The organism is Kordiimonas sp. (assembly GCF_048260245.1).
GTDB lineage: Bacteria > Pseudomonadota > Alphaproteobacteria > Sphingomonadales > Kordiimonadaceae > Kordiimonas.
Map to the genome: position 1 here is coordinate 1 of NZ_JBLXGZ010000031.1, position 21,562 is coordinate 21,562.

Here is a 21,562-nt window from a genome sequence, read left to right on the forward strand (position 1 = left end):
CCACGTATCGGCGACAACACTCATCAGGCAAATGAGAGAGCGGTCACAAGCCGCCCAAATAAACCAGGCGTCTCTCGACCAGAAGGACCTGATGCTATGATTAAGAAGATAATATGTATCGCCCTAGCTCTTTCCCTTACCGCCTGCATGGGCTCATACCCGCAGGCATCGCTAGTTTCTGCAATGCCCAAAGGCGAAAAAACGCCTGCACCCAACGCCTTTCTTAACTATTGCCAGCGCAACCCCGGGGATTGCGCCATCCCCGCAGACAAACAGCTAAAAGAAACGCTAAACCGTATCAACTATACGGCGCGCACGCTCGTTATTCCCACCCCTGAGTCAGGAGGCGATTTCTGGCAACGCCTTGACGCAATTGGTCCGGGCGACTGCGAAGACTTTGCCCTGACCGTGCGCCATCAGCTACGTGCCGCGTTTCCCGGCTACAGCGCTGCATTTCGTATCGCCACGGCATACACTGAAGACGGTCAATACCACGCAGTGTTGTCGGTCGAGACAACGCACGGGACCATTGTCTGCGATATCCGGTTTCCACAGTGCGCCCCATGGACAACTTTTCCCTATATCTGGCGTATGCGTGAAATTGCCGGCGACAACTCGTGGGAAGTCTTTAGCCCGAACCAGATTCTGGCAGCAACGGCGGCAACAGCAGAACAGGGGCGGCGATAAGGAAGTGTCTGTAAGGCCATGTAAGCCGGGAGTTGGCATGGGGTCTATGCGGCAACATCCAATCCCGACTGCATCACATAAACATAGATGGTAACAAAGTGGCATGCGCTGCCCGCCATCACAAACACATGCCAGACAGCGTGGGTATAAGGGATGCTCTTGAGAGCATAAAACAAGGCCCCCACTGTATAACAAACGCCCCCCGCGATGAGCCACCATATCGCGGCAGCCGGCAGCCTGTCCATCAACTCACCGATCATCAGCACACCTGCCCAGCCCATACCAAGATATAGCAACAGCGATACCGGGCTGAATTTTTTTGACGATTGCCTGAGGTAGCCGCGAAATTTAAGCACCGTACCAAGAACTGCCGCGCCCCACGCCCCGACCATGACCCAGATACCAGCCGTAGCCGGTAGCGTGATCAGCGCAAATGGTGTGTAGGCACCGGCAATTTTGAAATAAATCGAACTGTGATCAAGGGTCTTGAGAAGAGGCGTGAAACGCGAGCGAAAAAAGCTGTGGTAAAGGGTGGAACAGACATACATGACGACCATGAAACCACCATATAAAGCGACAGCAACCATGACGCTCACACCGCCAACTTGCGCGGCCTTCAAAATAAGGAACACAAGACCAACGACAGACAGTACGGCGGCCACCCCATGGGTGATCGCATGCCAGGCTTCTTCAGATGGCGAATAGTTTCGAATAGGCTTAACGCTGGACAATCCGGATCTCCTGATTTTCTCTCCGACATCATAGCAGAAAACCCTTACAATGCCCTAACCATGAATAAAAGAGATGGGACGCTACGGCGCAAGAAAAAGGGCTGACCGAGGGGTTCAGCGGTCAGCCCTTGGGCACAGGTGATAAACCGGATGTTAAGCTAACTCTGGCTACCACACCGCGCTTCGAAAGTACCGCTTACCTGTTCGGGGCTCAGGTCGTGAGCCCGGCAATAGTCCGCCAGTGCGCCAGCATCGTCGCCGGTCGCGGCCCGCGCGTTACCCCGGTTCACAAAGGCCTTCCAATAGCGGTTATCGCCTGCGATCGCACTATCACACGCCGTCATTGCAGCCTCGGGGTTACCCAGAATGTTTTCGACCGCGCAAATCGAATTGTAGGTGGTGATGCGTTCACGCTCAGTGATGTTCTTGTGCACAGCTTTGCGCAGGTGGCCCAGCGCTTCATCAAGCTGTCCTGCTGCCAACGCCTCATTGCCTTTCACCAGATTCCGGTCCGGCGCCAGATGAAATGTCTGTGCCTGTGCTGCAGAAAACCCGACACTGAAGAGACCGACTGCAACCAAGGGAAATATCCTGTTCATGTCCTTAACTCCTTGTATCCTCGCTATCACACGGCTGAGATAAAGTGTTTGAAGAAGCGCTGTCTCAAGAGACTTCTTCATGCTATGTGCATAGGGGAGAGCACATCAATCTTGCCGTATTGGCTCATTTTTGCACGATCACGTGGAAGAACAAGGCATGAAAAGATGCTAAATACATGAGATTATTTCATGAATAATCGTTTAATCAAGCTGGCGCAGGCCGGGCCTTTTCTCGCTGCGATGCATGAGGCGCGAAACTTCACCAAGGCTGCCGACATCCTGCGGGTTCACCAGACAGCGGTCAGTCACCGTATCCGAGCCGTTGAGGACATGATCGGTGTCCAGCTTTTTGTGCGCACAACCCGCAGCCTGCGTTTTACCACGGCGGGGGAAATTCTGTGTGCCGCTGCGCACAATAATATAACGGAACTGGAAGCCGCAATGGCACGTGTATTGGCCAAACAACGCAGCAGCACCATCCGCGTCTCTGTACCGCCATCTCTTGCCATGAAGTGGATAGTGCCGATGCTGACCATGGCCAAAGCCGCAGGGCTTGATATTTCCGTGCAGGCACAAACCCGCTTGGTCGACTTTGCCCGAGACGACGCCGATGTCGGCATTCGCTACGGCCTTGGCCCCTATCCCGGCCTGCGCGCCATCAGGCTGAGCCGGTCCTTCATGCAGCCGCTCGCCAGCCCTGCTTATATTGAAGCCAACAATATAGACCTGAACGATCCGTGGGCACGCCCGGTTGATCTTCTGATGGACCACACGTCAGAGGCCGACCCCGTGGCTTTTGGCTGGGCGTACTTTCAAGCCAGCGAACCATCGTTCACACAGCCGATTGAGCCCGCAACCCGTTTTGATCGCACCGACCTTGCGCTGCAGGCTGCCATTGGTGGCCTTGGTGTCGCGCTGGGGCGCACCTTGCTGTATGAAAATGACATCAAAATGGGCTATCTTGTGCCACTGGGCGAAGCGAGGCCGCTCGACCCCTCCGATTGGCTGGTGACATCGTACGAATTCGCGGAAACACAAAAGTTCAAGGACTTTACCCGCTGGATCACGGAACAGGTCGAACGCACCAAATGCCTTGAAACCGGGAGCTGAACCAATGTTGAGGTTAGTGTTATCCTGCCTTTTCCTGTGCCTGGCCAGCCCTGCGCTGGCCGATAGCATCCGTGTGGGCACCACGGGCGATTATCAGCCGGTCACATGGTGGAACACGGAGACGGACCGGTTTGAAGGACAGGACATCGACCTTGTCAAAGCTTTTGCCCACGCAAAGGGACATGAACTGATATTTGTGCGAACCAGTTGGCCCACGCTGATGGATGACCTGACTGCGGGCAATTTCACCGTTGCGGTTGGCGGCATTTCCCATACTGACGCCCGCGCACGGGTGGCGCTGGTCTCGAACACCATCCGCACGGACGGCAAGGTCGCCTTGGTACGGTGTGGCGAAGAAGCCCGTTTCGACAGCATGAAGAAGATCAACCAGCCACACGTGCGGGTAGTTGAGAATCCCGGTGGCACCAATGAAAAATTTGCCCGCAAGCACATCACTATCGCCGGGCTCCGCGTGGTGGATGATAACCACGCGCCCTTTACTGCCCTTTTGGAAGGCGCCGCTGACGTCATGTTCACGGACGGGATCGAGGCCCTGTACAAACAGTCCGTTGGTGCCGGACTTTGCGCGGTAAACCCGGCGGCGCCCTATACAAAAATCAGTAAGGTTTTCCTGTTCTCCAAAGACCGGCCCCATCTGCGCGACAGCTTCAACGAATGGCTTGAAAACCATGCAGGCGGGTGATCAGGTATCGGTTTCGCAGCCTTCCTCGATATCCGAGCGGGGATCAAGCTCGAAGGAGACCGGGCTGACCCCCTGGGCAAAGACAAAGTCCACATTATCCTCGCTTGGCACTGCAGCACGCTGCGTCATTCGGTAGAAGGTGAAGACCGCCAACAGTGCCGCGGCCACCGCTAGGTGCAGGAACAGGCCGTCGGGACCGACAAATTCCATCACACCGGTGGCAAGCAATGGCCCGACAATCGCGCCAGCCCCATAAAGGAGCAATAATGACGCGCTAGCAGGCACAAAGTCTTCCTGTTCCAGAAAGTCATTAGCGTGCGCGATAACAAGGCCATAGAGCGGCAATACAAGACCACCCATCAGCACCCCCAGCACATAAAGCCCTTGCCCTTCAGGGAACAGCCCAAGCCCGGCGATGGCGCCAAGGATTGCAATGGCCACTGTGATGCCGCCGATAACATAGCGCCGGTCCATCTGGTCCGACAGGCGGCCAAACGGCCACTGGGTGACCACGCCGCCGCCCACAACGAGGGTCATGAAAATGGCGATGTCATCGGTGGGCAAGCCTTTGCCTTGCGCATAGACAGCGCCCAGCGCCCAGAAAGCGCCAGTGACAAGCCCCGCACCAAAACAGCCCGCAACGCCCACGGGCGAGATGCCAAACAGCCGCCTGAGCGCCATGCGCCGGGGCTCGGAGATCGCTGGCGTTGGGGTGGAGGTCAGCGTAATGGGCACAAGTGCGACCGAGATAATGACCGAGACAAAGATAAACAGGTCATAGCCCGACGGCGGGGCCATCATCAGGAACGCCTGCCCTACAGCCGTGGAGGCAAGAATCACCACAAAATAAATGGACAGTACCGTGCCCCGGTTGAGGTTGCTGGAGCGCTCATTGAGCCAGCTTTCGGTTACCAGCGCGAGCGCCGCGAAACACACCCCCGTCAGGCCGCGCAAAATGGCCCAGCTCAGGGGATCCACAAACACGGCATGACACAGCGCGGCAGCCGATGCCAGCGAGGCAAACGCTGAAAAGGTACGGATGTGTCCGACGCGCGCTACAATCTTGGGCGCAAAAAGGCTACCGGCGACAAAACCGGCATAATAGGCGGACATAATCAGGCCGATCAGCGGTGTGGGAAAACCTTCAAGGCCCGCACGCACACCCAGAAGCGATGCCTGCAGCCCCATGCCAAGGTTAAGCGCCCCCGCCCCGAGAAGCAGGGCAAAAATACCGATCAGTGTCGCACGCAAGCTCATAAAAACCTTTATATCTCTGTCTGATTATCCGGCTCGTATTTTGTTTTGTACCGCTATAGCTGATAATGCTGCTGATGCCCACCAACAATGGGCCAAAAAGCAGTAGCCTCAGCAGTAACGGTACAGGCACCCGTTATAGGGAAACTGTGTTAACGAAAAGGCATAATCGCGCCGCACGGATTGACTTTTTCACCCTGTGGAGCTTAGCTCGGCCAATGACGCTCAACCGCCGCCATTTTATCATGACATCTGCCGCTGCTGCCTGCTTGGCAGGTGCCGCACATTCAGGCACAGAAGGGAGTACAGACATGTTCGGCCTCATCGGTAAATTCGCCGCCAAAACCGGCACCCGCAACGAACTGGCCGCCATTCTGCTGGAGGGTATATCCGGTATGCCGGGCTGCCTGAGCTATGTAGTGGCCGCTGACCCAAAGGAAGAAAACACACTGTGGATTACCGAGGTCTGGGACAGTCAGCAAAGCCACGAGGCGTCCCTGAGCCTGCCCAGTGTGCAGGAGGCCATCAAGCGCGGCCGCCCCTTGATCGAGGGAATGGAAATGGTTGCCACCACCAGACCCGTTGGCGGCCATGGCCTGACCGGCGCCTGAAAGGCATCAAAAGCCTGCCTCTGATAACATCTACCGCTGAAAATCTGCCGCTGAAGAATGGGCTGGTTGCAAGATCTCATAACGTGAGACCGGGGAGAAAGACAATCCCCCATTTGGGCGTCAGTCCTGGACCATGCGAGCTGCAGGAAATTTCGCTTGAACAGTCGTACCGACGCCGACAATACTCGAAATGCTAAGCGTGCCGTCATGCTGTTGAATTATCGCCTGCGCCAGCGGCAATCCTATCCCGGCCCCCTCATGGGTTCTGTTGAGGTCGCCGTCGATCTGGCCGAATCTCTCAAGCGCCCGGGGAATATCGCTTTCCGCCATACCGATCCCCGTGTCTATCACTTCTACATAAAGCCCAAGGTCGTCGCTGAATAAACCGATATTCACGCGGCCACCTTTTTTGTTAAATTTGATCGCGTTGGTCACAAGGTTGAAAAAGACCTGCCTGATTTTGCGCTCATCCCCGAGGATGGCTGGCAAATCCTCCGATGCCTCCAGATGACACGTCACACCCCGTTCCTGTGCCAGCGGTGCTGTCAATTTCAGCACCCAGCTTGCTACTTCCGGCAGGTCAACTTCATCTTCATTGAGGGTTTCAGCCCCTGCTTCAATGCGCGAAAGGTCTAGAATATCATTCACAAGCGATAATAAATGCGTTCCGGAATCGTTGATATCTTTTGCATACTCAGCATAGCGGCGCTGGCCCATGGGGCCAAAAACCTCGCGTTTCATCAGGTCGGAAAAACCGATTATAGCATTCAGCGGCGTTCTGAGTTCGTGGCTCATTGTGGCCAGAAAATCACTTTTGGCCCGCGACGCGCTCTCAACCCGCACGAGCGCGAGGTCAAGCATCGCGGCACGCCCCTCAAGGACTTTGTTCGCTTCCTGAATGTCCCTCGTCAATGCATCGCGTTCTTGTTCAACACGCTTAAAGTTAAGCACAAAAGCACGCATATGCAGCAAGGTAACCATAATAATCAGGAACTGGGACCATTCGAGCGAGGCTTCAATCACCCCTGAGGCGGATGAAATCTCATACACAATGATCAACAGCGCTGCAGTGGCAACAATGATAGCTTCCTTGCTGTGGTGTTTGTTTCTGAAATAAGAGACGATAACCATATAGGTCACCTGCACCCCAACAACCGCCCACATCATCTGGAACGGCTCCCGCAACAGGGTAATGGTGCCGGGTGCCATGAAGGGCGCAACAAATATAGCAAAGGCAGTAAGCAACGCGGAGGCCCCATAAACGACGATATCCGTTCCCTTGAAATAGGTGCCGCGAAACAGAAAACTGATAAAGGCATAATAAGCGGGAGCAATCAGGAAAAGTGTCAGGTATTCAAGGTCATACTTCCGTTCGAGAGGAAAACCCGGAAAATAATCCCAGATTATATCGCTCACAAAAAGCACCCTGAGCGCAGATACAAATGTAAGTATGGAAAATAATATGTGCCCAAGGGAGTTTCTGTGCCTGAGGCCAACAACAAGGGTGCCGCCGGAGATCATCATCAGCACGATAACCAGAGCATTTGGCACCGCCGTATCCCGGTTCTGGCGCGCATCAAGGCGCCACTTCAGGTCCAGGACAGGAACCTCGATCATGCCACCTTGTTTATGGACCGCATTACTGACCTGCGCGATCAGAGACACACGTTTTACCCCGTAAGGCAACGTGATAAGGGGTGGTGCGGGATTGTACGCCAACTGGGCAGCCTGGTCCGATGAGTTCTGGTGCTGATAAAGTCGTCTCACGGCGGGCAGGCCGCGGGAATCCAGATACCGGATGTATATGGTGGACGCTGTTCGAAGTGTTCCTATCCGCACCGCATAAAAGGACATCGTGTCAGGGAGCACTATGGACGTACAATAGGTGGTCTGGCCATGCCCGGTTTTGGTGGTTAAGGTCCACCCTGGCCCCCATACGTCAGGGAGCGTAATCTCCTCATGTGGTATATCTGCGGACGACTCGTCCAAGGAGCAACCATCTCCGGCGAATTTCTCCGGGCCTACAATTGCATCCCTGTAGGCAAGCCAGCCCTTCTCAAGTCGATAGGCGCCATTTTTTGTGAAGGACCATGAAGAAAGGTCCTGAGAGGGTGGGTCCTGCGCCGGAGGTGCGTCATTAGCACTGAGCTGGGCGAATCCCGCGACAACGCTGCAGGCTGCAAACAAGCACCACACGGAGAAGTAGGCGGTAAGACGCAGAAAAAGCCTCATCAATTGAGCTCTCTTGTATGATTTTTGGCCTATTTCCCGAGAAACCGCAATAATAAGGAACAGCCCCCCGGCAATATTTGAGTGGTGCGCATATCTGCCACACTGACGTTAACCTTAATCAGTAAGCGTGAAAAAATCCTTAAGCCCCGAGACATGAACAAGACACGAAGAAGGACGTCCACGCTACATTGGGTGGGCATAAAGCGGATATGGTCATGATGTTGCTGGAGCAAGGCATGATTGAAAGCGCAGCAGCACGCGCAAAAAAATCAAATCAACTTTGAAAACACTTTGGCCGGTATCCTCAATCTCGCTGTCTGAGAAGACGCCAGCCACAGTATGCGATGGATGATAGCCGTGGGGCTATTTAAAGCAGGAATCAACCGGAAAACATACTGGGAGAGGCACATTAAGTGCAGCATCAGCAGCCGCCCCGATTTATATTCGGCCCGGAAGCAACTGGTCGCACATTTAACCAGTGCTTTCCGAACTATTGCCACTTATCAGCCGTTTTCCGCTACCTGCTGGCGTTGGCCGCGTTAACAAGATACATCACCGGCTGGCTCCAGAAGGCCTGATCAGCTAGGTCGGTAAGGGCTTGTTCAAGAAGTTCACGGCCCTTCGAGCCGTCGAATGTGTCACGACCAAACTGAGTGAGGCCGGATTGGAGGAAATAAATCTGTTTGGGGTCTTCTTTTCCTGTTCCAATTCCGTGACCATTAACCTCTCCCTGCTCAAGCCAAGGCCCATACTGGTGCAGCCTGACCCAATATATATTCCCCATCAGCGCATTGAGCATGGCAAGACCCTCGGCCTTGTTAGCATCTGTGGGGAAAAGGCGGCCATATAGTTTTGCCACAGTCACGCCCTCTACATATTTTCCGGCCAGAAAATAGGTATAGGACGTATCGAACAACATTTTGCGAAAACTCTGCGCATCGGCCGTTGCCAGCAAGGCGCCGTCCGCCACAGTCGGCAGCAACTCAATGGCGATGTCGGCTGCGCCCAAGGGGTCCTTGTGGTCATCATACGCTCGCTGGTATTCCGCCAGAAGCGCCGCATACTGCTTGGCCCACGCAGCGGATGCCTGACCACTCGCGACACCGCCAACGGGCCGGCTCACACTTGAAAGCGCAGGAGCACTGACATGGGATTTTCCCGCATAATATTTTTTGTGGTCCTTAAGCGATAGGTTGAGAAGAAGCGGGTCGAGTATCCGGTTGAGATAAGGATCCCGGGTCAAACCTTCTGGATTTTTCTTCAACGCCTTCAGGACCGGCTTCAGGCTTCTCAGCGCACTCTTACGGTCGCCCATGCCGACTTCAGCCTGCGCTCGATAGGCGATAGTTTCCCACTTCAGCATGCTGAGAAGAGGCCTAGAGGCAAATAAGCCGGGCTGATAGCTTGCAATTGTCGGATCAGCCAGCAGATTGTTATAACCCTTCAGCGCTGCCGTAGCGGATGCGAAATCTGCCTCGAACCGGTTGCTTAGCGCCAGAAGGTCCTGCCAGCGTTCCTGATGAGCATAAAGGTCCATCAAATTGACCATCAGGTCGAAATAATTGAAATCGCTATGGAACCATTTCCTGTAGGCCGGACGGCCCGGCGCCCTGAACTGCTTCATCAGCGCGGTCAGGATGGCCTCGCTTTCTTTGAAATACCCGTTGGCCTTGTAGACGTAGGCGGCATTATATACCAGCCGTTTGGTACGTTCGTTTTTAAGCAACCGGTCCTCACCGTCGAATACCTGCATATAGCTCGCGTAACCGGACCAATAGAGCGGGCGGTCAAACAAGTCCTGCACGCTCTCGATGCCCAGCAAGGCAAAGGCTTGCTGCATCCTGAAATAGGCGCGCGCTGCGTCACCTGAAAACAGGTCATGGGCAATCAGCATATTCAGCGTCGTGATGTGGCCATACGCTACCCCTTGCGAGACATTCACCTGGTCCTTCCTCAAGTTGACCAGATCTTCCAGATAGGCGACATGTTCCGGGGTCAGGACCAGGCCATAAAGATATTTTCCGTGCCTGGGATAATCAGCAACCCGGTCAGATGACTTCAGGCCATCGGAAAAGTCGAGCGCCGCCTTGTAAAACTCTGTGCCAGCCCTGATATCCTCATCGCCCACCTTTATAAGCCGCTGCGTTTTCGCATAAACGGGTTTTGCGCCCCAGGTATCAACCAGAATATCGTTGCCGTTCAGGGCGTTGAAATAGGGTGCCAGTTCGGTCAAATACTCAAGCCCCGGAACCTCGCCCGCCCGGTTGTCGGGCTGGGCCGGACGTGATGGGTAGAAATTATTCTCAACATGGATCGTGATCCAGCTGTTACGCCAGCCGGCGATATTTTTGATGTACAGGCGCTTCAGATAGGGCGGCATGTCCGGCTGAATCAGAACACGTTCCACAAGCCGCAACAGCCCCTCCGGGCTGGCATACTGCGTTTCCGCGCTTTCCCGGGTGAAGTTCATGGTCTTGTTGGCCATATCCAGACCAATCAGATAGTCGGCCACATTGTCTTTCCAGACCTCGACCGCCTGCTGCACACGCCCCGGCCCACCACTTGCCACCCATGCCTGACGGTCCTGGCTTCGGCGCTGTTCATAGGCCGCATACTCGGCAGACCTTTTCCGGTTCTCGATCTCGCGCAGGCGGCGTTTTTCATCCTGTTCACGCTCGTAGGCTTCCTGCTCAAGGCGATCCTGTTCTGCCTCCTCAGCTTTGCGGCGCTGCTTTTCCTCATACTCCCGTTCGGCCTGCGCCCGCTCCTCCTCCAACTGTCGCACGACCTCCGGATCGCGTCGGAACGCATTTTCAATATCTCGCAGAGACTGCTGGTACGCATCCCACGTCGCATCCGCCTGACGCCGGATCGCCCTGCGTTGCTGCCGCTCGCGGGCCATCTGTTGCCACTGCTCCTGATCGGGGCCATTGTCGGCGCCGTATGTTTCCGTAGTACTGCCGGATGTCTGTCCCTCGGGTGTCCGAGTCTGCGCCGCTTGTTGCTCGGCTAATTCCTGCTGGCGGGCCAAGCCCTCCTCACGCTGTCGGGCGGCCACCTTAGTGCGGGCAAATTGTTGCACCTGCGCTACGGGGAAAGATTCAAGACTGATACGTCCGTAGTCCACTACCTCCATTATAATCTGCCGGTCGTCTGGCCTGAGAGCGTCTATCGCCTGCCGCGCAGAGGAAGGAACAACCGGTTGATTATAATAAAAGCCGCCTGCGGGCTCCTGGTTCCATTCGCCCGCGAACGAGATACTCAGGGTCCGGTCGAAACCGCTGGCTGTGTTGTAGATCCTCACCCTGAAGCCTTCGACCAGGAAGCGACCGGCCGGAATACCGGAGGGCGTTCCGGCCTGACCGGCAAAGGCATAGACCTGATCGCCTTCCACTGCGAAACTCCGCATCGTATTCAAGCCCCAAACCTGCAAATTGTCTCCGGAAACGCCGGAGGTGGCCTGTGGGTTGGCATCAATCCATTTAAGTTCGGGTATCTGATGCAATACCTCGTCCTGAAAGGCATTACGCGTATCGGACCAGCCGACGGCGGCCAATACAGCGGTCGGTAGAACAAGACTAAACCCTAGAAAGACAAACCAAAAGCGAGGTAAAAAAATCCTGATCATGTGAATTGGTATCCCCCGAATAAATACGTAAATGCGGCCCGAGACAAGGTTTCATTAGTACCTACACTACCACTATGATTGCCGAATAATGACTGTAAGATGAACCGATACTTAAGCGCAGTAAAAACACTCCCCAGATAGCCGCCATAAACCACTTTCTGTACAAGGACTGTACAAACGGTAAAGCCAACGACGATGAAATCAATCGGGGAAATATACTGAGATGAGATGCTGTATAAGGCTGAAGAAATAAAATGGCCTAGCCTTTTGGGGCTAAGCCATTGATTTTATTGGTAGCCGAGGAGGGACTCGAACCCCCGACACGCGGATTATGATTCCGCTGCTCTAACCAGCTGAGCTACTCGGCCAAAATAAAAAGCTTCAACGCGTTTGTAACTACTCAGTACAACTAAAAACAGGCTACACTGCCGTTGAAAGCTGCGCCGGTATAAAAGAGGGTCGCAGCGCAGTCAAGACGATTTTGTCACAAAATGATGCCACGATTTACCCGCACCGATAAAAAGCACCGTGGTCCCTTGCCCATGCATCAAATTGGCTCTGCCGAAACGGACACATCGGGCTTATGCTCGGGGCCACCATGTCATGATAGCGCAAGGGAGCAGTCCATGAGCAACGAACATCACTATTTCAGCCGCATCACCTGGACCGGGGCGGGTGCTGACGGCACCAAAACCTATAAAAGCTATTCGCGCGATTATGACATGGAGATGGCGGGCAAGATCAAGATACCGGGCTCTTCTGACCCTGCCTTCCGGGGCGACGCCACCCGGCACAACCCGGAAGACCTTCTTGTAGGGGCAACGGCGTCATGCCACATGCTTTGGTACCTGCACCTGTGCGCGGTGAACGGCATCATTGTCACCGGCTATGAGGATAAGGCGGAGGGCATCATGACCGAAGGCGGCGACACACCCGCGCGCTTCACCAAAATAATCCTGCGCCCGCACATCACCATCACGCCAGAGAGCGACGCCGACAAAGCCATGTCACTGCATCATGTCGCGAACGAGAAATGCTTTATCGCCAATTCGCTTAATTGCCCGGTGGTGCATGAGGCCACGATTGAGAAAAAATGACGGCTTGCAGGCGGCTTATTTTTCGCCCGCATAGGCCAGCACCACATCAATGGTATGTTCGGTAAAGCGGTCGCGGCGGGCTTTGTCCACGCCGTCCAGTTTCATCACGGTCAGCATTTGCGAGGCGGCCAAAAGAATACGGGCATCGTCACGGTCATCGCGTTGTTTGCCGTCCCGCGCGCTATTCAAAATGCTGGTCAACTTATCAAGAATGATCGTCTGCTGGGTTAAAAAGCGTTGCCTGATCGCCGGCGCGAAGTTGGTGCTCCAGTTAAGCCAGACCTGCGTGTAGGCTGGGTCCTCCTCCGCCCGTATCGTGGCATGTTCCGCCAGGGCGGTCAGCAATTGCGCCACTGTTAACCCCTCAGGGTCTACCTCATCGAAAACAGCAAGGTTCTGCACGGCAACATCGTCCAGCACGGTTTCGATCAAAGCTTCGCGCGTTGGGAAATAAACGAAGGTGGTGGCTACCGAGACACCGGCACGCTTTGCAATATCGGCATGCTTTGCTTCGCCAATACCCTTTTCGGCAAACAGCGCCACTGCGGCTTGCAGAAGCTGGCGGCGCCGTTCGGACGGACTAAGCCGCGTGCGTTTCGCTTTTTTCGTCACAGCTATCCCTTTGCTTTTGAATTTCTACTTACCGTTTGCGACCCGCAGTGATCAAGCTGCTATTTATTGTGCCGGCTATCGGCTATGTGCAGTTTTACTTTACCACACCATTCAACTTTGCGACGTTGCACACCAGAGCACAGTGCGCAACGGCCCGCAGGAACACAGATGTCAGGGACTTCAAACAATCGACGCCGAATCATCCTGCACTGCGGCGCGCCGAAAACAGGCACCACAAGCCTGCAGCATTTTTTCTATGATCACGCCGATGCGCTGGAACACGCGGGTACTTATGTGCCCAAACGGCTATTCAATAAAGGCGATGTGGACTCCCTGCACCGCCATATGTTGGCCATGCTGGTTGACCAGAACTACAAAGCGCCATTGGCCGCTGCGCGAGACCGGCTGCGTCACTTGTTTCACTCTCCGCACATACATACCCTATTGATTTCAAATGAAGACTTGCTGGGCAGCCCGGTTGCCTCCAATCACGACAGCTTTTTCCCCCACGCGCACAAGATGATCCCCCGGCTTGGGGAGCTTCTCGCCGGCTATGAAGTTGAAGTACGCTATTTCATCCGGGCATACGCCGGTTTTCTGGCAGCCTGTTACGTGCAGGACTTGCGGCGCGGTGCAACGTCAACGCTTGACAGCTATCTGGCCGGCATCGATGCAGACACCGTTAACTGGATGCGCTGCGTCGGCTTGCTACAAGAGACTTTCGGCGCTCGCAACGTTGCCATCTTCGACCATGCGTCACTGCTTGCTTCACCGCAAGCCACCGTGGAAATGGCGTTCGGTGACATCATCCCCGCTTTACCCCCCTTCTCGGCTAAGGGTTACGGGAAAAACCGCTCAGTCAGCCTCAGTACGGCACACGCCATGCAACGCAGCAATAGTTTTACAGCTTCCCTTCCGCCCGCTTGGCGAAGCATCGCCCGCAGTTTTCTGCGCCGGACATATTTTGCCTTGCGTGCCCACCGTGACCAATCCCGCAGCCGGCCAAAAGTTGTTTTGCCAGATACTGCCGCTGCCGACTTTTCCCGACGCTACCGCCAGCATTATGCTGCCCTCGACGTCACTCTTCCCAAAGCCACGACGCCGGCACCATAATTTATTGACAATATTATCAATAAATGACAAGCTTCTCCTGATTTAACATATATCCTATGCGGGGAAGGCATTATGGTTGACCATCTGACATCTCAGGATCCAGCTGCCAGCGGCGCCAATTGGCGCGACAGCAAACGTTATCTCTGGCCGCTACCGGTTCTCCTGAGCGCCATCCCCCTCCTTTCGTGGTGGTTGTATGCCAGCACCGGCAACGAATGGACACTGTGGCTGTCGCCGGTCTTCTTTTATGTGCTTATCCCAATGATCGAGATGGCTTTCGGGGAGGACACCTCCAACCCGCCACGCGATGCCATCCCCTTCCTGCGCGATGATCCCTTCTACCGCTGGTCAGCCTTTGCCGCCCTGCCTGCGTCTTATGTCGTCTGGATTATTGGCGCATGGTATGTCGCGGTGATGGACCTGAGCTGGAGTGCCTATCTGGCTGTCACTGTTGCAAACGGTCTCATGGGCGCAGGCGCGCTGAACACCGCCCACGAAGTTGGCCACCGCCGTGACAAGACATCAAAAAATGTCGCGCGCTTCCTGCTGTGCCTGTGCGGCATGGGCCATTTCCGTATCGAACATAACCTCGGCCACCATGTTGAAGTTGCCACACCGCAAGACAGCGCCACCGCCATGATGGGCGAAAGCTTCTATGAATTCGTATTGCACGAGTTGCCGGGCGGCTTCAAGCGTGCCTGGCGCATTGAGAAGACCCGACTTGGGCGCAAGGGCAAATCTGCCTTCTCGTTTGAGAATGAAGTCTTCCTCAACACACTGATCACCGCCGCTATGTACGGCGCCTTCGTTGTGATCCTTGGTTGGGGTGTGCTGCCCTATCTCCTGGGCGGCGCGCTGCTGTCGAACCTGATGCTTTCAAGCGCCAACTATATTGAACATTACGGCCTGATGCGCAGCCAGCGTGATGACGGCCGGTACGAGCGGGTGCAACCGCACCACAGCTGGAACGCCAACCACATCGTCTCAAACGTGATGCTCTATCACCTGCAGCGTCATTCGGACCATCACGCCCATGCCGAGCGGCCATACCAGTGCCTGCGGCATTTTGATACGTCGCCCCAGTTGCCTGCGGGCTACTTCACCATGTTTATGGCCGCATGGAACCCGCCTATCTGGTTTGCCATCATGGACAAGCGTGTAGCCGAACAACACGGTTTTGATATGACAAAAGCCTATATGAAGCCGTCGAAACGTGCCCGCCTGATGGCAAAATTCCACCGGCCAGCAGCCACCATGCAAGCGGCAGAGTAATTTGTCGTCTTGAGCATTTTTTTATAATGCAGCGCTTATCCCCCTGCTGAGAATTGATGCGAGCCCGCATAAGCTCAAATCATCAACAGACAGGAGACAGACCATGCTCGGTTGGGCGTTAACATTCTTTATTCTGGCAGTGATTGCCGCCGCTCTCGGTTTTGGTGGCCTTGCAGGCACCCTCGCGTGGGCAGCAAAGTGGCTCTTCTTTGCCTTCATCATCCTTTTCATTGTCGCGCTGGTTGCCAATATCATCAGCGGACGCCGCACCCCGCCACCACTTTGATAACAGGCGGGTAAGGTGAAAGAAAACGGGCGCTCCAATGCAAAGTTGGGGCGCCCGCTTTTACATGCTCTGGCATTGCACGGCTCTGGTAAGCCGATAAGGCGCCGGCTCACGCCGCCGAGAGACGGGGGTCGACACTTTCAGCCTGATCGATCCAGCCACCGCCCAGCACACGATCACCGTCATAAAAGACTGCCGCCTGCCCCGGTGCCACACCGGCCTCAGGCGTGTTGAGCACCAGATGCGCACGCGCACCGTCCAGAAACAGGGTCGCTGGCACACCGGGACGGGTAGACCGAATCTTCGCGATCACTTCAAGGCCGTCCTCGGGCACCGTTTCACCAATCCAGTTCACATCCTTCACGCCGATGGCACGAATAAGCAAGGCTTCCTTCGGCCCAACAATTACCTGCTTTTCCGCAGGATTCAGCTTCACGACATAAAGCGGTTCCGTGGTGCCGCCCACACCCAGGCCGCGACGCTGGCCGATCGTGTATTTCACGATGCCATCGTGGGTGCCAAGCACATTGCCGTCCACGTCCACGATATCACCAGGTTCAAGCGCGCCGGGACGCAGACGCTCGATCACATCGACATAGCGACCCTCCGGGACAAAACAAATGTCCTGACTATCGGGTTTGTCAGCCACCGACAGGCCAAAACGCTCTGCGCATTCGCGGGTAGCTGTCTTGTCCATAGCCCCGAGCGGAAAACGAAGGAAATTCATCTGCTCCTGCGTGGTGGCAAACAGGAAATAGCTCTGGTCCTTGCCGCTGTCATTGCCGCGCACAAGGCGCGCTTTGCCGTCATCGGCGACAACACGCTGTACATAGTGCCCGGTCGCCATGCAATCCGCGCCCAAGTCGCGGGCAGTATGCAGCAGATCCTTGAACTTCACTGTCTGGTTGCAGCGAACACAGGGGATCGGTGTTTCGCCTTTAATATAGCTGTCGGCAAACTCTTCCATCACCTGATTCTTGAAGCGACTTTCATAATCCAGAACATAATGCGGAATACCAAGCGCCCCGGCCACGCGGCGCGCGTCGTGAATGTCCTGACCGGCGCAGCAACTGCCTTTTTTCTGAACGGCAACACCGTGGTCATAAAGCTGCAAGGTAATGCCCACCACGTCATACCCTTCTTCCTTGAGAAGGGCTGCCGTGACAGAGCTGTCCACGCCACCTGACATAGCAACAACCACGCGCGTATCAGCCGGCGCACGATCAAAGCCAAGGCTGTTGATCCCACCCATATATGCTGTGGTGTCGCGTGTATCAGACATTTCCTACTACTTTCGTCCAGATTTCAAAATCTGCCGTGCATATAAGCCTTGGGAGGCAACGGTGCAAGCGTTTCCGCCTTATTTTCCGCACCAGCGTTTTTTGCCCGGCAATATCAGCCCCGCATAATGCCACAATTCCACACCCATTAGCCAGATCCGCTATTTTCCTAGATTTTACAGCTTTGTTCAAAACTGGCCCGGCCTTTGCTTATTGGTGGGTGAACAAATCCCGTCCCGCGACAGAAGCAACGGACAGGACAACAAGACTGGTAAGATCGAATGGACCCGATTAGTCAAATGATGCAGGCGCATGGCGCCACTTCAAGTCAAGCTGCGGCTGCCCTTTTCGGCTCTCAGCCCACTACGGAGGGGCATGAAAGTGGTTTTGCCGCACTATTTGGCGGCCTGATGCAGGGCTTTCAGGCAGACAATGCCAAAGGCGGAGTGGCTGTTGACGGTATACGGGCGCTTGAACAGCTCTCCCCCGCGCAGGCAGAGTTTCTGGCCGCCCTTGGTGTCACGATCCCGGCTGAACAACAACCTGCATCCTTTCAAGGCGATCTCGGCGCGTTGACGACAAACAGCGTGGATGCCGCTGCAACGGACGCAAGCGCAGCCGAGGCTGATTTTGCCAAGCTTCTGCCAGCGTCCCTTATACAGGTTAATATAGCCGCAACGGCAAACGCCACAGGCTCGCCTGAGACGGCGCAGTTGCCATTGGCCGACATTGCTTCCCTGCCAGAAGGTGTCAAAACGGACCTGTTGAACACGCTGCAAGGCATGACAACCACAGGCACGCTTCCCGCGCTAACCCTGACAGCCCCTAATGGCGAGGCCCATATTCTCCCTGTGGAGGAACTTGCGGCCCTTATAAATACACCGGAGCCGGCGCAGGGTGTCGTTGGTGCGCCACAGACAGTTGCTGCGCAGACTACTGCCCATGAAGTCGCAAACCCCGTCGTGACAGCACCTCCGCCCCCGGCAAGCGCGCAGGCTGGGGCTGAACAAGCCACAAGCGACACACTGTCCGCCGGTCTGGTTACGCCGACCGCAGAAGCGGTAAATGCCGCACCTGCCGCCAGCGCGAATGACGCCGCTGCCTCGGACGCTGCTGCAAACGACGCTGCTGATATGGCAAATGTTGCCACCGCAGCACAGCTCGCAAACGCAGGGAAACAAGCCACAACGGCAAGCAATGACGCGCAGCAGAAAGCAGCAGACCAGACGGCACAAGACATGGCGGACGGCTATGTGGTTGCCGCCAATCCGCAACAGAATAACGCTGTGCAAAGCAACGCTGGCCAAGCCCAGAAAAAAACCGCTACCACCATAGCTGACAAGGTTCTGTCTGCCACGGGTGAGGACGGCAAAGCTGCCCCGAGCCGCCCTGACACCCTGACAGCCCGGCCCTTAGACCCGGTAGCTGCCCGGCCCGAGACCATGCCGCAAATGAATGCTGCACGGGATCCTTTGCTGACGATGACACCCGAGCGCCTCACTGGCCTGCCGGATGGTTCCGCCGCCGACATTGTCTCAACCGGCCTTTCCGGCATGCGGGGCGACGGTGGTTTCATGGCCAGCATGAGCCTGCTTGGCGGTAACGCGTCACGCGGCCTGCAGGGCCATGTGGCAAAACAGCTTAACATGAGTGTCTCCAAGGCGGTCAAAGCAGGTGAACAGGAGTTTACCATGCGGCTTGACCCGGCGGAGCTTGGCCGCGTGCAGGTAAAACTGCGTTTCATGGATGGCGGCCGTGTTCATGCGCAGGTCATTGCAGAGCGCCCGGAAACCCTGGAGCTGCTGCAGCGCGACGCCCGAGGGCTTGAACGCGCCATCGACGCGAGCGGTGGCAAAACACAGGGTGCAACAATTGAATTCAGCCTTGACCAGGGCAGTGGTGAAGAAAGTGCGGGCAAGGCATTCGCCGAAGCTGTGCAACAGGAAAAAATGCGGGATGAACTTGCCGCACGCTCAGCCGGTGGCCACGCTGCCGCACATGGCGACGATGACGCGGGTATGGGCGACGTACCGCTGGATGAAATCCTCCCTTATGTCGATGCCGAAACCGGCCTCGATATCCGGGTATAAGTGGTAAGACAGGAAGGTAACAGGTAGATGGTAGACAGTGTAACAGGCACCGGCACAAGCCAGTATCAGTCCGCTGCAGACAACTCGGCCACCGGGCTCGCCAATAACTTTGACGACTTCCTTGTGCTGCTGACCACCCAGCTGATGAATCAGGATCCGATGGACCCGATGGACAGTAGCCAGTTCACCGAACAGCTTGTGCAATTCTCGGGCGTCGAACAACAGATCAAGACCAACAAAAACCTTGAGACTTTGGCAAGCCTTACCATGATGAACCATCAGGCTTCCATGGCTAGTTATCTCGGCAAAGATGCGCTCGTGCCCGGCATATATGGTGAGTTTGATGCCGAAAGCACTGATGGCGGCAATGAAATCCACTGGCGTTACAATTTGCCGGTAGAAGCGGCCTCCGTAAAAATAGAGATCGCCAACAGTCAGGGACATTATGTTTATGAGGCCGATGGCAAAGCCCTCGCCGGTACGCACGACTTTGTCTGGGATGGTGATCTGGGCGACGGCACGTTTGCCGAACCCGATACCTATGCGCTTAAAATTACCGCACTTGATGAGGATGGTGGCACGCTCGAAGTTGGTACAGCAGTACGTGGCAAGATCCAGTCGGTAGACATGACAGACACGGAAGCCCTGTTCAATGTGGGCGGCAACTATGTTTATCAAACCAATATCGTGCAGCTCTATAACAATTAGATGCTGCAGGAGTTAAGTCGGGCCGAAGCGCCCGTCCCCGCCCCAAACCCTTGTGGTTAAAGGGCTAGAGCAGAAAGCCCAAAGCCAGTGAAAACGCAAAAGAGAGTTTAGGAGAAGTAACATGGCATTCACTGCTCTGGCAGCAGGCGTATCAGGCCTCCAAGCCTTCACCGAAGGCGTTGGTGTCATCGCTGATAACATCACAAACGTAAACACGATTGGGTACAAGGAAACACGGTCACGTTTTTCAACGCTCGTGACCGAGACCGCGGCCCTGTCGTCCTATTCACCCGGCGGCGTACGCGCCTTCTCCGATACACTTGTATCGAAGCAGGGCCTGCTGCAGCCGTCTGGCTCCGCGACCGACCTGTCGATTGATGGTGCCGGCTTCTTTGTTGTACGCCAAGGCACCAGTGCCGAGGATACAAACGGCGAATTTCTTTATACCCGCGCTGGAGCCTTCAGCCAGGATAACGAAGGATTTTACAAGAACACCGCAGGTCTTTACCTGATGGGTTGGCCAACTGATGCCAACGGTACCGTCAGCGCAAGTAACCAAAGTGACCTTGGTGAATTGCAGCCGATCAACATCAACAACCTGAACGGTTTTGGTGCAGCAACAAGCGAAGTTTCACTGCGGGTCAACCTTGCGACCAACACCGAAGTCACGCCAAGCACCATTTATGATCCCTCTACCACATATAACGCCGGCTCTAACCCGACCGGGCTGGGCGCAATGGCAGCGGGCGTTGTGGAAGCCGACTTTCAAACCAACGTGACCATCTTCGACAGTCAGGGGCGTTCGCACCTTGTAAACGTATCGGCTGTGAAAACCGGTACAAATACCTGGAACTATGAAATCCATATGGATGACCCGTCGGTGGTGGATGCCACCGATCACCCGAACGGGCTGATCGCATCCGGTGAAATGTCATTCAACCCTGACGGTTCGATCGATCTGGAGACTGTAGACGACGCAGCGACGTCAACCATGTCGGATTATTCAGGCTCGCCCATCACCTTCCCGGGTGGATCCATTGCTATTCACTATGACAACACTGGCGGCACGGAAGTGGAAGAGGGCTCAATCTCCTTTGACTTTGGTGATGACGGATTCAAAAACGGCTTCGTGCAGTCATCAACCGAATCTGCCCGGCTGTCATTCAGTGTCGACGGTGCCGCATTCGGCAACATCAACGGCGTGTCGATTGGTGAAGACGGTATTGTTACAGCGCTCTTTGATAACGGTCTTACCCTCAGCGTTTACAAGTTGCCGGTGGCAGTATTTCAGAACGCAGATGGCCTGAGCCGTCGCCAAGGCAATGCTTTTGGTTCGTCCGATTTGTCAGGCGAAGTCAACCTCCAACACCCTGGAGAAAGTGGCGCAGGTAAAGTGGCACCCAACTCGCTTGAGCAGTCGACCGTCGATCTTGCGAGCGAATTTGCCGAACTGATCAAGGTTCAACGTGCTTTCTCCGCCTCCACGCGGATCATCACCACGTCAGACCAGATCCTGGAAGAGCTGACCAGGCTCTAGTATCAGTTCGCC

General features: G+C 55.4%; 18 protein-coding genes and 1 tRNA gene. 11 read left to right on the plus strand and 8 right to left on the minus strand.

All coding sequences use genetic code 11. The features are described 5' to 3' along the window. Window positions 1-96 precede the first annotated feature (96 nt). Window positions 97-687 (plus strand): transglutaminase-like cysteine peptidase, encoded by a 591-nt coding sequence (locus ACN0VM_RS14010; RefSeq protein WP_417451516.1) that lies wholly within the window; start codon window positions 97-99, stop codon window positions 685-687. Window positions 688-731: 44 nt separating this feature from the next. On the opposite strand, the gene trhA is transcribed toward ACN0VM_RS14010, so the two are convergent. Together trhA and ACN0VM_RS14020 are read right to left on the minus strand one after the other, a co-directional pair. Further along, on the minus strand, window positions 732-1,418 hold the full coding sequence (gene trhA, locus ACN0VM_RS14015) for a PAQR family membrane homeostasis protein TrhA (protein ID WP_417451517.1): 687 nt from the start codon (window positions 1,416-1,418) through the stop codon (window positions 732-734). Window positions 1,419-1,576: 158 nt separating this feature from the next. Continuing rightward, window positions 1,577-2,017: a tetratricopeptide repeat protein gene (locus ACN0VM_RS14020; protein WP_417451518.1), complete on the minus strand. Its 441-nt coding sequence runs from the start codon at window positions 2,015-2,017 to the stop codon at window positions 1,577-1,579. A gap of 189 nt (window positions 2,018-2,206) precedes the next feature. Here ACN0VM_RS14020 and ACN0VM_RS14025 point away from each other — a divergent pair, with 189 nt between their 5' ends. Continuing rightward, entirely contained in the window at window positions 2,207-3,127 is a 921-nt protein-coding gene (locus tag ACN0VM_RS14025) for a LysR family transcriptional regulator (RefSeq protein WP_417451519.1), read from the plus strand. A gap of 4 nt (window positions 3,128-3,131) precedes the next feature. After that, complete coding sequence (locus ACN0VM_RS14030) at window positions 3,132-3,830, plus strand: transporter substrate-binding domain-containing protein (RefSeq protein ID WP_417451520.1); 699 nt, start codon at window positions 3,132-3,134, stop codon at window positions 3,828-3,830. On the opposite strand, the gene ACN0VM_RS14035 is transcribed toward ACN0VM_RS14030, so the two are convergent. Beyond that, entirely contained in the window at window positions 3,831-5,087 is a 1,257-nt protein-coding gene (locus tag ACN0VM_RS14035) for an MFS transporter (protein WP_417451521.1), read from the minus strand. A gap of 308 nt (window positions 5,088-5,395) precedes the next feature. Between ACN0VM_RS14035 and ACN0VM_RS14040 the strand changes: the two genes are divergently transcribed. Further along, complete coding sequence (locus ACN0VM_RS14040; protein WP_417451522.1) at window positions 5,396-5,695, plus strand: putative quinol monooxygenase; 300 nt, start codon at window positions 5,396-5,398, stop codon at window positions 5,693-5,695. Between the two features lie 120 nt (window positions 5,696-5,815). On the opposite strand, the gene ACN0VM_RS14045 is transcribed toward ACN0VM_RS14040, so the two are convergent. From ACN0VM_RS14045 to ACN0VM_RS14055, 3 genes are all read right to left on the minus strand, one after another. Beyond that, on the minus strand, window positions 5,816-7,927 hold the full coding sequence (locus ACN0VM_RS14045) for an ATP-binding protein (RefSeq protein WP_417451523.1): 2,112 nt from the start codon (window positions 7,925-7,927) through the stop codon (window positions 5,816-5,818). Between the two features lie 517 nt (window positions 7,928-8,444). Next, a complete protein-coding gene (locus ACN0VM_RS14050; RefSeq protein ID WP_417451524.1) occupies window positions 8,445-11,555 on the minus strand; it encodes a hypothetical protein in 3,111 nt (1,036 codons plus the stop codon). A 291-nt stretch (window positions 11,556-11,846) separates the two neighbouring features. Then, window positions 11,847-11,923, minus strand: a tRNA-Met gene (locus ACN0VM_RS14055). A 258-nt stretch (window positions 11,924-12,181) separates the two neighbouring features. Here ACN0VM_RS14055 and ACN0VM_RS14060 point away from each other — a divergent pair. Then, complete coding sequence (locus ACN0VM_RS14060; protein ID WP_417451525.1) at window positions 12,182-12,652, plus strand: OsmC family protein; 471 nt, start codon at window positions 12,182-12,184, stop codon at window positions 12,650-12,652. Window positions 12,653-12,667: 15 nt separating this feature from the next. On the opposite strand, the gene ACN0VM_RS14065 is transcribed toward ACN0VM_RS14060, so the two are convergent. Beyond that, window positions 12,668-13,264: a TetR/AcrR family transcriptional regulator gene (locus ACN0VM_RS14065; RefSeq protein ID WP_417451526.1), complete on the minus strand. Its 597-nt coding sequence runs from the start codon at window positions 13,262-13,264 to the stop codon at window positions 12,668-12,670. A 168-nt stretch (window positions 13,265-13,432) separates the two neighbouring features. Here ACN0VM_RS14065 and ACN0VM_RS14070 point away from each other — a divergent pair, with 168 nt between their 5' ends. The 3 genes from ACN0VM_RS14070 (at window position 13,433) to ACN0VM_RS14080 (ending at window position 15,935) form a co-directional block, all read left to right on the plus strand. Beyond that, window positions 13,433-14,377, plus strand: coding sequence for a hypothetical protein (locus ACN0VM_RS14070; RefSeq protein WP_417451527.1), 945 nt, complete (start codon window positions 13,433-13,435; stop codon window positions 14,375-14,377). 72 nt (window positions 14,378-14,449) lie between these two features. Further along, window positions 14,450-15,649: an alkane 1-monooxygenase gene (locus ACN0VM_RS14075; protein WP_417451528.1), complete on the plus strand. Its 1,200-nt coding sequence runs from the start codon at window positions 14,450-14,452 to the stop codon at window positions 15,647-15,649. 103 nt (window positions 15,650-15,752) lie between these two features. Beyond that, entirely contained in the window at window positions 15,753-15,935 is a 183-nt protein-coding gene (locus ACN0VM_RS14080) for a DUF1328 domain-containing protein (RefSeq protein ID WP_417451529.1), read from the plus strand. A 109-nt stretch (window positions 15,936-16,044) separates the two neighbouring features. Here the strand turns inward: ACN0VM_RS14080 and mnmA are convergent, their stop codons facing one another. Continuing rightward, on the minus strand, window positions 16,045-17,217 hold the full coding sequence (mnmA, locus tag ACN0VM_RS14085; RefSeq protein WP_417451530.1) for a tRNA 2-thiouridine(34) synthase MnmA: 1,173 nt from the start codon (window positions 17,215-17,217) through the stop codon (window positions 16,045-16,047). A gap of 279 nt (window positions 17,218-17,496) precedes the next feature. Here mnmA and ACN0VM_RS14090 point away from each other — a divergent pair, with 279 nt between their 5' ends. From ACN0VM_RS14090 to ACN0VM_RS14100, 3 genes are all read left to right on the plus strand, one after another. After that, window positions 17,497-19,305 carry a flagellar hook-length control protein FliK gene (locus tag ACN0VM_RS14090; protein ID WP_417451531.1) on the plus strand — a complete coding sequence of 603 codons (1,809 nt, stop codon included), beginning with the start codon at window positions 17,497-17,499 and terminating at the stop codon, window positions 19,303-19,305. Between the two features lie 27 nt (window positions 19,306-19,332). Continuing rightward, window positions 19,333-20,013, plus strand: a complete 681-nt coding sequence (locus tag ACN0VM_RS14095) for a flagellar hook assembly protein FlgD (RefSeq protein ID WP_417451532.1) — start codon at window positions 19,333-19,335, stop codon at window positions 20,011-20,013. Between the two features lie 121 nt (window positions 20,014-20,134). Next, the gene (locus ACN0VM_RS14100; RefSeq protein WP_417451534.1) at window positions 20,135-21,550 is read left to right on the plus strand and encodes a flagellar hook protein FlgE; all 1,416 of its coding nucleotides are present in this window, start codon (window positions 20,135-20,137) and stop codon (window positions 21,548-21,550) included. Window positions 21,551-21,562: the final 12 nt, after the last annotated feature.